Raw genomic sequence first — 12,078 nt, forward strand, 5'->3', positions numbered from 1 at the left:
AAAACGCGGCGCTTTTCTCAACCTCAACCTGCTTTCCAACGTTGAGGTCAAGGTCAAGGAGTGGCAAAAAACCGGGGAGGTTTTCTTAACCTCAACCTTAACCTCAACCTGCTTCTTACTTGTGCCCCTTGTCTTCCAGCACCTTGATGCCCGGCAGTTTCTTACCTTCCAGCAGTTCCAAGAAGGCGCCGCCGCCGGTGGAGATGTAGCTGATCTTCGCGTACTCGCCGGCACGGTGCACCGCGACGTCGGTGTCGCCCCCGCCGACGATGGTGAGCGCGTAGGAGTTGGCCACGGCGGAGACCATGGCGAAGGTGCCGCGGGAGAAGGCGTCCATCTCGAAGACGCCCATCGGGCCGTTCCAGACGATGGTCTTCGCGTTCTGCAGCGCCTCGGTGAAGAGGGCCACGGTGGCGGGGCCGATGTCGAGGGCCATCCACCCTTCCGGGATCTCCTGAATCGGGCAGACCTTGGTCTCGGCGGCGGGGTTGAACTGGTCGGCGACCACGCAGTCGACCGGCAGGTAGAACTTGACCCCCATGGCGCGAGCTTTCTCGTAGGTCTTCATGGCGGTCTCGATCAGGTTGTCCTCGACCAGGGACTTGCCGACGTTGTAGCCCATCCCCTTCAGGAAGGTGAAGGCCATGCCGCCGCCGATGATGATCTTGTCCACCTTGTCGCACAGGTTCTCGAGCACCTCGATCTTGCCGGAGACCTTGGCGCCGCCCAGGATGGAAACCAGCGGGCGGATCGGGTTCTTCATCGCCTTCTCGAAGTAGTTCATCTCGTTCTTCATCAAAAAGCCGGCGGCCACCACCGGGAAGAAGTCGGTGATCGCCTCGACGGAGGCGTGGGCGCGGTGGGAAACGGCGAAGGCGTCGTTCACGTACACCTCGCAGTCGTTGGCCAGCGCCTTGGCGAAGTCGACGTCGTTTTTCTCCTCGCCGGCGTAGAAGCGGACGTTCTCCAGCATGACCACGTCGCCCGGCTGCATGGCGTCGATCATGGCGCGCACGTCGTCACCGATGCAATCGGAGGCGAGCTTCACCTCCTTGCCCAGGAGCCTGGAGAGGCGCTTGGCGGCGGGCGCCATCGAGTACTTCTCCTTGCGCTCGCCCTTGGGGCGGCCGAGGTGCGAGGCGAGCACGATCTTCGCCTTCTGGTCGAGCGCGTAGTTCAGCGTCGGCAGCACGGCGCGGATCCGGGTGTCCTCGGTGATGTTCTGGTTGTCGTCCAAAGGCACGTTGAAGTCGACGCGCATGAACAGCTTCTTCCCGGCAAGGTTTTCGATCTCATCGATGTAACGAATTGACATGACTCCTCCTAGGCGCAAAAAAATAAACGAGGGGGGAGATGGCTCCCCCCCCGCAATATGTATTCAATTTCGTTCCTTCTTACAACAGGATTTTCATCAAGCCGACCACCCTGCTCGAAAAGCCCATCTCGTTGTCGTACCAGGAGATGACCTTCACCATGTTGCCGTCGATGACCTTGGTGCAGGACGCGTCGACGATCGAGGAGAGGGTGTTGCCGTTGAAGTCGCAGGAGACCAGCGGCTCCTCGCAGAAACCGAGTATCCCCTTGAGCGGCCCGTCGGCCGCGGCCTTGAGGGCTGCGTTGACCTGCTGGGCGTCGGTCTGCTTGGAGAGGGTCGCCACCAGGTCGACCACGGAGACGTTCGGCGTCGGCACGCGGATGGCCATGCCGTCCAGTTTCCCCTTGAGGGCCGGCAGCACCAGGGATACCGCCTTGGCGGCACCGGTGGTGGTCGGGATCATGGAGAGGGCGGCGGCACGGGCGCGGCGCAGGTCCTTGTGCGGCAGGTCCAGGATGTTTTGATCGTTGGTGTAGGAGTGGACGGTGGTGACGAGGCCTTTCTCGATGCCGAAGCTGTCCTGCAGGACCTTGGCGACCGGCGCCAGGCAGTTGGTGGTGCAGGAGGCGTTGGACACGATGTGGTGCTTGCTCTTGTCGTACTCCTTGTCGTTGACGCCGAGGACCACGGTGAGGTCGGGGTCGGTGGCGGGTGCGGAGATGATGACCTTCTTGGCCCCGGCGGTCAAGTGCTGGGCGGCCTTATCGCGCGCGGTGAACAGGCCGGTCGACTCGAGCACGATGTCGACCTTCAGGTCTTTCCAGGGGAGCTCCGACGGGTTTCTCACCGCCAGAACCTTGATGGCCTTGCCGTTGACGATGAGCTGGTCGCCGTCTACGGAAACTTCACCGGGGAATTTCCCATGAACCGAATCATACTTTAACAGGTGCGCCAGCGTTTTAGCATCGGTGAGGTCATTGATTGCAACAAATTCGAAATCTTGCGACTGTGCAGCAGCTCTGAGTACACAACGTCCTATACGGCCGAATCCATTAACAGCTACTCTTAAAGCCATGTCCCCCTCCTGTTAATTAAGTATTCCTTCACAATTGAGGATACTAACAGCCGAACCGGTGCCCGTCAAGATTTTATTCAAGCTTTTCCCGGTATGGTCGATAGCGACAATGGGCGTGTGCAGCGACTGTTTCGACGCTGGTTCGCGTGCTTGAGACAGGAAGCTTTGTCAGTGAAAAAATCCACATAATAATTGACTTTCAGTTGATGTATAAATTATGCTGGCGTGGCCCATGATGCGCATTCCTTTCCTCCACGCCGTTGCTGGAAATAGATATAGATGAAAATGACACTGGAAAAACGCATCTTATTGTTCTCCTTCCTGATCCTCTTCCTCACCATCTTCATTGGTTCCGGTATGGACATAATGGCGTTGCGCAAGGACCAGGTGAACGCGCTCAACCTGCGTTCCAAGGGACTTGCCGTCGCCCTCAAATCCAACATCGAGAAGGTCATCAACCTCGGTCTGGAATTGAAAGACATGACCGGCGTGTCCGAGAAGTGCCGCGAGATCATCGAGGGGAACCCGGACATCGCCTACTGCGTGGTGACCGAGCTCACCGGCAAGGTGCTCTTCGCCAGCGATCCCCGTTTCATGACCCTCCCCATCCAGGAATCCCAGAAGGAGGAGGCGCGGGTCGGCGAGGAACCGGTCTACAAGCGTCGCATCACCATGAAGGTGAACGGTTCCACCAACACCTATTACGACAACGCCGTCATGGTGCTGAGCCCCTACGGCAAGCCGGTCGCCCAGGCGCACGTCGGCTTCAGCGAGCAGGTCGTCTTTGACAAGATGAAGGGTATGGTGCTGAAAACCCTTTTCCTGCTGGCGATCTCCCTGGTGACCTCCTTCACCCTCATCATGCTGTTCATGAAGCGCTACGTGATGCAGCCCATCTCGTTGCTGCTCAAGGGGGTGAAGCAGATCTCCGAGGGGGCCTTCGACACCCACATCGGCGAGGTGCAGGTCTACGAGTTCAACGAGCTGGCCCGCAACGTCAACATCATGTCCCAGTTCCTCAAGAACAGGGACGCCGAGATCAAGAAGAACTACCAGGACATGGAGCGCACCTTCGACGAGCTGCAGGCCTCCTACCGCAAGCTGGAGAAGCTCTCCACCGATCTCGAGCGCTCCGAGGAGCTGTACAAGTCCCTGATGGAGGACGCGAGCGACGCCATCGTGGTGATCGGCGCCGACGAGTCCATCCGCATGGTCAACAAGATGGCCGAGGAGTTTTTCGGCTACGAGGCCAAGGAACTGGTGGGGCTGCCGCTCACCAAGATGCTCCTGCTTTTGAACATCGGCAACATCCCCAAGGTGCACCGGATCTTCCGGGAGGCGGCCGAAGGGGCCCACATAGCCGAGGAGATGCAGCTTTCCAGGAAGGAAGGGGGCGCCATGGTCGCCATGCTGCACGCCTCAAGCATCAAAAGCGGATCGGAGACGCTGGTGCAGGCGATCTTCCGCGACGTGACCCGCGAGCGCGAGATCATCCTCAACCTGGAGAAGAGCTCCGCCGACCTCGCGCGCCTGAACCGGATGAAGGACTCCTTCCTCGGGCTCGCCTCGCATGAGCTGAAGACCCCGCTCACCGTCATCATGGGGTACTCCGAGCTGATCACGACCGACCTGGCCGACAAGGTGGACAAGACCGTCCTCGAGATGGTGGTCAACATCGCCAACGCGGCGTCCCGCCTGGACAACATCATCAAGGACATGGTCGACGTCTCCATGATCGACGAGAAGCGGCTGCAGCTGAAGGTCGAGGACATCCAGCTGAACCGCCTGATCGAGGCCTCGGTGAACGAGCTGCGCTTCTTCTTCTCCATGAGAAAACAGGAGGTGGTGCTCAACCTGGACGAGTCGCTTCCTTCCATACGCGGCGACGCGCTGCGCCTCATGCAGCTTCTCTCCAACATTCTCGGCAATGCCATCAAGTTCACCCCGGACGGCGGCCGCATCACGGTCTCCAGTTCCGCGAAGTACCTGCTGCGCGGCCCCTCAGGCAGCGGGGAAGGGCGCGAACACCACCTGTTCCTGGAGATCACCGTGACCGACACCGGCATCGGCATCGATCGCGAGGACCAGTTGCGCGTCTTCGACAAGTTTTACGAGGTGGGGAACATCCAGGAGCATTCCAGCGGCAAGGTGGCCTTCAAGGCCAAGGGGGCGGGGCTCGGCCTCTCCATCGCCAAGGGGATCGTCGACATGCACGGCGGCGAGATCTGGGTCGAGTCCACCGGCTACAACCCGGAGCGTTTCCCCGGCTCCACCTTCCACATCCTGCTCCCCGTGACCCCCGGGCTGAACGAGGGGAGCACCGACTACAGCAGGCTTTTGCGTTAATCAAATCTCAGCAACTTCATCTTGAATCTGCCAACCAATTCCTGTATAAAAATAAGGTTTTTCTGCCGTTCATGAGTCCCCGTCGCTGGGGTGATTCGCGCTAGTTTGGAGGGATGCATGAGGCTCAGCCTCTTGGCAAGTGGCAGCAAGGGGAATTCCCTGTTTCTGGAAACCGATTCCTGCCGTTTGCTGATCGATGCCGGCCTCTCCGGTCGGGAGACCACCACCCGGCTCGCCTCCATCGGGGTCGACGCCGCCACGCTGGACGGCATCCTGGTCACCCACGAGCACACCGACCACATCCGCGGCGTCGGAACGCTTGCCAGGCGCCTCAAGATCCCGGTGCTCGGCTCGAGCCGGATGCTGCAGGCGGCGCACCACGTGATCGGCAAGGCGGAGTTCATCGAGTTCGAGGCGGGCGCCCCGTTCGTCTTCAAGGGAGTCTCCATCGATCCTTTCCCGGTCACCCATGATGCCTGCGACCCGGTCGGCTTCCGGATCGAAAGCGGCGAGGGGTGCATCGGCTTCGCCACCGACCTCGGCATCGCCACCCGGCTCACCCAGGAGAAGCTCAAGGGGTGCCGCGCGCTGGTGCTGGAATTCAACCACGACGAGCGGATGCTTCAGGACGGGCCGTACCCCTGGCACCTCAAGCAGCGCATTCGCTCCCGCCACGGGCACCTCTCCAACGCCGAGGGGGCGAACCTTTTGGAGGAACTTCTGCACGGCGACCTGCAGGGTGTCTTTCTCTCCCATCTCTCCGAGGTGAACAACGACCCGGCGCTGGCGCTCGACGCCGCGCGCGGGCTTTTGAGCCGCCAGAACCTGTGCGGACCGGACCTCTTCCTGGGGTGCCAGCACCAGGTGAGCGGCGTATTCTCTGCGTGATTCTCGCACCCCCCGTTAAGGGGACAGGCTACTTTTCGGAGCCTCCCTTGGTAAAGGGGACAGGCACCTAGCGGAGCCAGTCCCCTCGATTGGGGGATGCACCTGTTTTTGCCATAAAAAAATCTGACAATTCAGCAAGGGGGAAGAATTCGTGATCGAACGTTACAGCCGTCCTGAAATGACCCGCATCTGGGAACCCGAAAACCGCTATGCCAAGTGGCTCGAGATAGAGATCTACGCCTGCGAGGCGCACGCCGAGATGGGGCGCATCCCGAAAGAGGCGGTCTCCCGCATCAGGGCCAAGGCGAGCTTCGACGTGGCGCGCATCGACGAGATCGAGCGCACCGTAAAGCACGACGTCATCGCCTTCCTCACCTCCGTTGCCGACTACATCGGCGACGACTCCCGCTTTGTTCACCTGGGCCTCACTTCCTCCGACATCCTTGACACCTCCTTCGCCATGCTCTTGAAGGAAGCCGGCGAGCTGATCATCTCCGACATCAAGCGCCTCATGGCCGTGATCAAGACCCGCGCGTACGAGCACAAGATGACCCCGCAGATGGGTCGCTCGCACGGCATCCACGCCGAGCCGGTCACCTTTGGCCTGAAGATGGCGCTCTGGTACGACGAGATGGCCAGGAACCTGAAGCGCATGGAGTCGGCGCTGGAGACCATCTCCTACGGCAAGATCTCCGGCGCCGTCGGCACCTTCGCCAACATCGACCCGCAGGTCGAGGAGTACGTCTGCAAGAAGGCGGGCTTGAAGCCGGCTCCCTGCTCCACCCAGGTGCTGCAGCGCGACCGTCATGCCGAATACTTCACCACCCTCGCCATCATCGCTTCCTCGATCGAGAAGTTCGCCGTCGAGATCAGGCACCTGCAGAGGACCGAGGTGCTCGAGGCCGAGGAATTCTTCAGCAAGGGGCAGAAGGGCTCTTCCGCCATGCCGCACAAGAGGAACCCGGTCCTGTCCGAGAACCTGACCGGCCTGGCCCGCCTGATCCGCGGCTACGCCCTTTCCGCCATCGAGAACGTGCCGCTGTGGCACGAGCGCGACATCTCCCACTCTTCCGTCGAGCGCATCATCGGGCCGGACGCGACCGTCACCCTGGATTTCATGCTGAACCGCGCCATTGGCCTCATCGAGAACCTGGTGGTCTACCCGGAAAACATGATGCGCAACCTGAACCAGATGCGCGGCCTGATCTTCTCCCAGCGCGTGCTTTTAAAACTCGCCGAGGCGGGTGCTTCCCGCGAGAAGGCCTACGCCCTGGTGCAGAGAAACGCCATGAAGGTGTGGGAAGAGGGGAAGGACTTCCAGACCGAGCTCTTAAACGACGAGGAAGTGACCTCGTTTCTCCCCGCCGAGGAGATCAAGGAAGCCTTCGACCTCGGTTACCACATGAAGCACGTCGACACCATTTTCACGAGGGTCTTTGGTGGATAGCCTCCTCTACTACCTGAAACCGGACGAGATGGATCCCTTCTATCTCTTCTGGGGCAAACAGGCGCTGATTTCCGTCGCCATCATCGTCGTCTTCTACCTCCTCTCGAGGCTCCTGCAGGTGCTGATCGCCAAGATCGGGACCCGCCTGTGCGCCGCCACGGAGACGGAACTCGACGACAGGATTCTTGAGCGGGTCTCCGGACCCGCCATGCTCCTCGTCAACTGCGCGGGCCTGTACCTGGCCATCAAGCGCCTGCCCTTGCACGACAAGGTGGGCGTCGCCGCCGCCGGGCTGTTGTTCGTGGTGAACATCACCATCCTCACCGTGATCGCCTACCGGGTGCTGGACGAGCTCCTGAAGGCGTACGGGGCGCGCGTGGCCGGGGCCGACGTGAGCCGCCAGATCATGCCGCTGGTGGAGAAGCTCTGCACCATCTTCCTGGTGGTCACGGCGCTCATCATCACGCTCAAGCACTTCAACTACGATATCCTGTCGCTGGTCACCGCCCTGGGCGTCGGCTCTTTGGCCATCGGCCTCGCCGCCAAGGACACCCTGGCCAACATGGTGTCCGGCTTCACGCTCATGATCGACCGTCCCTTCCGCATCGGCGACCGGATCCAGCTCGGGACCCAGGTCGGGGACGTCATCGACATTGGTCTTCGGAGCACCAAGATCAAGGGGGCGGACAGCACCTTCCTGATCATCCCGAACTCGGAGCTGTGCAACTCGACCCTGGTCAACATGGCCTTCCCGGACGTCAGGGTGAAGGGGCGGGTAAACATCGGCATCGGCTATGAAAGCGACGTGGCGCGCGCCAAGGAACTGATGGTGCAGACCGCGCTCTCGGTGCCTGACGTGCTCAACGAGCCCAAGCCCGAGGCCTTCTTCATGAACTTCGGCGACAGTGCGCTGAACCTCTCGCTCTTCTTCTGGGTCGCCGACTACACCCACACCGTGTCGGCCACCGACCAGATCAACAGCGCCCTGCTGCAGTGCTTCCAGGACAACGGCATCACCATCCCGTACCCGACGCGTACGGTTATCCATGAAAAGGACACCAACAATGCCCCACAGGATTGAGATCACCCTTAAGGACGAGGTTCGCGACCCGCGCGGTGAGCGCATCAAGCGCGAGATCGAGCACTTCCTCCACCTCGAAGTGGCCGACGTGCGCACCATCGACGTCTACACGGTCGACGCGGCACTCTCCGCCGACGAGTTGACCCAGGTTGCCGCCGGTCCCTTCAGCGACCCGGTCATCCAGAACTACTCGATCGACAAGCCCGCAGCGGCAGGTTTCGATTACCTGGTCGAGGTCGGCTTCCGTCCCGGCGTCACCGACAACGTCGGCCGCACCGCCGGCGAGGCGATCGGTTACCTGCTGGGCCGCCCGCTGGCGGTAGGGGAGGGAGTGTACACCTCCGTGCAGTACCTGATCTCCGGGAAGCTCTCCCAGGCCGACGCCGAGAAGATCGCCACCGGCCTTCTGTGCAACACGCTGATCCAGCGCTACCAGATCCTGGACGCGGCCACCTTCAAGGCCCAGGGGGGCGTCGCTCCCTTCGTTCCCAAGGTGCAGGTCGAGGCGAAGGCCGAGGTGAACACCATCAACCTCGAGGTCTCCGACGAGGAACTGATGCGCATCAGCCGCGACGGCGTGCTGGCGCTCACCCTTGACGAGATGAAGATCATCCAGGCGCACTACCGCGACCCGCTTGTGGTCGAGAAGCGCAAAAGCTTAGGCCTTGGCGCGGCTCCCACCGACGTCGAGCTGGAGGCCCTGGCCCAGACCTGGTCCGAGCACTGCAAGCACAAGATCTTCTCCGCCGACGTCACCTACGACGACGGCACCGGCAAGACCGAGAAGATCAACTCGCTGTTCAAGAGCTACATCCAGAAGACCACCGCCGACGTGCGTGCGGCGCAGGGGGACAAGGACTACTGCCTCTCCGTGTTCAAGGACAACGCGGGCGTCATCAAGTTCAACGACGACTGGTCCCTGGTGTTCAAGGTGGAGACCCATAACTCCCCGTCCGCGCTGGATCCCTACGGCGGGGCGCTCACCGGCATCGTCGGCGTGAACCGCGACCCGTTCGGTACGGGGAAGGGCGCGAAGCTCATCTTCAACACCGACGTCTTCTGCTTCGCCGATCCCTTCTACGAGAAGGAGCTCCCCAAGCGCCTGCTGCACCCGCGCCGCATTTACGAGGGTGTGGTCGAGGGCGTGGAGCACGGCGGCAACAAGAGCGGCATCCCGACCGTTAACGGTTCGCTGGTGTTCGACGAGCGTTTTGCCGGTAAGCCGCTGGTATTCTGCGGCACCGCTGGGCTCATGCCTGCCACCATCAAGGGTGAGCCGTCGCACCAGAAGAAGATCATCCCGGGCGACCTGATCGTGATGACCGGCGGCCGCATCGGCAAGGACGGCATTCACGGCGCCACCTTCTCCTCGGAGGAGCTGAACGAGAACTCGCCGGTGTCCGCGGTGCAGATCGGCGACCCGATCACCCAGAAGCGGATGTTCGACTTCCTGATCCGCGCCCGCGACAAGGCGCTGTACCGCTTCATCACCGACAACGGGGCAGGGGGGCTTTCCTCCTCCATCGGCGAGATGTCCGAGGAGTGCGGCGGCTGCCAGCTCGACCTCTCCAAGGCGCCGCTCAAGTACCCGGGTCTCGCTCCCTGGGAGATCCTGATCTCCGAGGCGCAGGAAAGGATGAGCCTCGCCGTGCCGCCCGAGAAGATCGACGAGTTCATGGAGATGGCCAAGCGCTACGGCGTCGAGGCGACCGTGCTCGGCACCTTCACCGATTCCGGCATCTTCCACATGCTCTACGGCGACAAGACCGTGGCCTACCTGCCGCTTTCCTTCATGCACGCGGGCCTGCCGCCGATGCAGATTCCGGCTCGCTGGGAGAAGCCGGTGCACGAGGAGCCGAAGCTCGCTCCGGCCGCCGATTACACCACCGACGTCAAGGCGCTCCTCTCCTCCCTTAACATCTGCTCCAAGGAGAGCGTGGTGCGTCGCTACGACCACGAGGTCCAGGGCGGCTCCGTGGTGAAACCGTTCACCGGCGTGGACAACGACGGCCCGTCCGATGCGGCGGTGGTACGCCCGATCCTCGATTCTTTCGAAGGTGTCGTAGTCGGCCACGGCATCTGCCCGCGCTACAGCGACATCGACGCCTACGACATGGCGGCCAACGCCATCGACGAAGGTCTTAGGAACTACGTCGCGGTGGGCGGCTCGCTTGACTTGGTCGCCGGCCTTGACAACTTCTGCTGGTGCGACCCGGTCCTCTCCGAGCGGACCCCGGACGGCCCGTACAAGATGGCCCAGCTCGTGCGCGCCAACAAGGCGCTCTACGACTACTGCACCGTCTTCTCCATGCCGCTCATCTCCGGCAAGGACTCGATGAAGAACGACTTCTACGACGGCACCACCAAGATCTCCATCCCGCCGACCCTGCTCTTCTCGGTCATCGGCAAGATGGAGGACGCGCGCCTTGCCGTCACCATGGACGTGAAGCGCGCCGGCGACCAGGTCTATCTCCTGGGCGCCACCGCCAATGAGCTGGGCGCCTCCGAGTACCTGGCGCAGAAGGGCTTCATCGGCAACAACGTGCCCAAAGTAGACGCACAGGCGGCGCTCGCCACCTACCGCGCCTACGGCGCCGCGCTCAAAGCAGGGTTGGTTGCTTCCTGCCACGACCTCTCCGACGGCGGCCTCGCGGTTGCCGCGGCCGAGTCCGCCTTTGCCGGCGGCTTCGGCATGGAACTCGATCTGGCCAAGGTGCCGTTCAAGGGTGACGCGGGGGACAAGAGCGACATCGTGCTCCTCTTCTCCGAGTCCGCTTCCCGTTTGCTGGCGACGGTGCGCGCCGAGAAGGCCGCCGAGTTCGAGAAGGCGATGGCCGGTACCGCGTTCGCCAAGATCGGCGCCGTCACTGCGGATCCGACCCTGAAGGTGAAGGGGATCGCCGGCAACGTGGTGGTGAACGCCGCCAACGCCGAACTGAAGGCCGCTTGGCAGGAACCGCTGAAGGACCTGTAGATATCGCGAATCTTTTATATGCAGAAAAAAAGCGGGTTGTGCAATAATGAGGACCGTTGTGCCCCGCTACCAACCATCCGATAGAGGACTTATTGATGACCAAGGCTAAAGCGCTTGTCATAACAGGCAACGGCACCAACTGCGAAACCGAGGCGGCCCACGCCTGCAAGCTGGGCGGCTTCGACGAGGCGCGCATCGCCCATATAGCTGAGCTTCTCACCGGCGAGGTGAGCCTGGACGATTACCACTTCCTGAACCTGACCGGCGGCTTCCTGGACGGCGACGACCTGGGGAGCGCCAAGGCCCAGGCCAACCGCCTGCGCTACGCGGCCGTGGAAGGAAAAGAAGAGCGTCTGGTGGACCAGATCACCCGCTTCATCGCGGACGGCAAGCTGATCCTCGGTGTCTGCAACGGTTTTCAGCTCCTGGTGAAGATGGGGATGCTCCCGGCACTCTCCGGTAACTACCTGAACCAGACTGCGACCCTGACCTACAATGAAGGCGGCCGTTTCCAGGACCGCTGGTGCTACTTGAAGGTCGATGCCGATTCGCCGTCCCTGTACACCCGCGGCATCGAGGGGGGCGTCTACCTCCCGGTGCGTCACGGTGAGGGTAAGTTCCTGGTGGACGATGCCAAGACCCTGGAGACCATCGAGGCGAAGCATCTCTCCTGTCTTAAATACTCCGACAAGAACTACACTGCGCCGACCATGGATTTCCCCGAGAACCCGAACGGGTCGGTGAACGCTATCGCCGGCATCTGCGACGAGACCGGCCGTATCATGGGGCTCATGCCGCACCCCGAGGCGTTCGTGCACCGCACCCAGCACCCGCGCTGGACCCGCGAGGAACTGCCGGAAGAGGGCGAAGGCCTGATCTTCTTCAAGAACGCGGCCAAGTACGTGAAAAAGAACTTCTAACATTCCCGCCCCCGGAGGGGGAGGGTCAGGGA

8 protein-coding genes are annotated in these 12,078 nt (G+C 61.8%); 6 read left to right on the forward strand and 2 right to left on the reverse strand.

The annotated features are described in order from the left end of the window. Positions 1 to 115: 115 nt before the first annotated feature. Positions 116 to 1,315 (reverse strand): phosphoglycerate kinase, encoded by a 1,200-nt coding sequence (locus tag KOL99_RS12100; RefSeq protein WP_216510719.1) that lies wholly within the window; start codon positions 1,313 to 1,315, stop codon positions 116 to 118. Positions 1,316 to 1,394: 79 nt separating this feature from the next. Next, the gene (gap, locus tag KOL99_RS12105) at positions 1,395 to 2,390 is read right to left on the reverse strand and encodes a type I glyceraldehyde-3-phosphate dehydrogenase (RefSeq protein ID WP_216510720.1); all 996 of its coding nucleotides are present in this window, start codon (positions 2,388 to 2,390) and stop codon (positions 1,395 to 1,397) included. A 279-nt stretch (positions 2,391 to 2,669) separates the two neighbouring features. Here gap and KOL99_RS12110 point away from each other — a divergent pair, with 279 nt between their 5' ends. The 6 genes from KOL99_RS12110 (at position 2,670) to KOL99_RS12135 (ending at position 12,046) form a co-directional block, all read left to right on the forward strand. Next, on the forward strand, positions 2,670 to 4,736 hold the full coding sequence (locus tag KOL99_RS12110) for an ATP-binding protein (RefSeq protein WP_216510721.1): 2,067 nt from the start codon (positions 2,670 to 2,672) through the stop codon (positions 4,734 to 4,736). Between the two features lie 117 nt (positions 4,737 to 4,853). After that, positions 4,854 to 5,624, forward strand: coding sequence for an MBL fold metallo-hydrolase (locus KOL99_RS12115; RefSeq protein WP_216510722.1), 771 nt, complete (start codon positions 4,854 to 4,856; stop codon positions 5,622 to 5,624). A 151-nt stretch (positions 5,625 to 5,775) separates the two neighbouring features. Beyond that, complete coding sequence (gene purB / locus KOL99_RS12120; RefSeq protein WP_216498944.1) at positions 5,776 to 7,071, forward strand: adenylosuccinate lyase; 1,296 nt, start codon at positions 5,776 to 5,778, stop codon at positions 7,069 to 7,071. Then, the gene (locus KOL99_RS12125) at positions 7,064 to 8,152 is read left to right on the forward strand and encodes a mechanosensitive ion channel family protein (protein ID WP_216511128.1); all 1,089 of its coding nucleotides are present in this window, start codon (positions 7,064 to 7,066) and stop codon (positions 8,150 to 8,152) included. Before purB ends, KOL99_RS12125 begins: the two co-directional genes overlap by 8 nt. Continuing rightward, positions 8,136 to 11,126: a phosphoribosylformylglycinamidine synthase subunit PurS gene (locus tag KOL99_RS12130; protein WP_216510723.1), complete on the forward strand. Its 2,991-nt coding sequence runs from the start codon at positions 8,136 to 8,138 to the stop codon at positions 11,124 to 11,126. Before KOL99_RS12125 ends, KOL99_RS12130 begins: the two co-directional genes overlap by 17 nt. Before the next feature lie 95 nt (positions 11,127 to 11,221). Further along, entirely contained in the window at positions 11,222 to 12,046 is an 825-nt protein-coding gene (locus tag KOL99_RS12135; protein WP_216510724.1) for a phosphoribosylformylglycinamidine synthase subunit PurQ, read from the forward strand. Positions 12,047 to 12,078 lie beyond the last annotated feature (32 nt).

The organism is Geomonas azotofigens (genome assembly GCF_018919395.1).
GTDB classification, from domain to species: domain Bacteria; phylum Desulfobacterota; class Desulfuromonadia; order Geobacterales; family Geobacteraceae; genus Geomonas; species Geomonas azotofigens.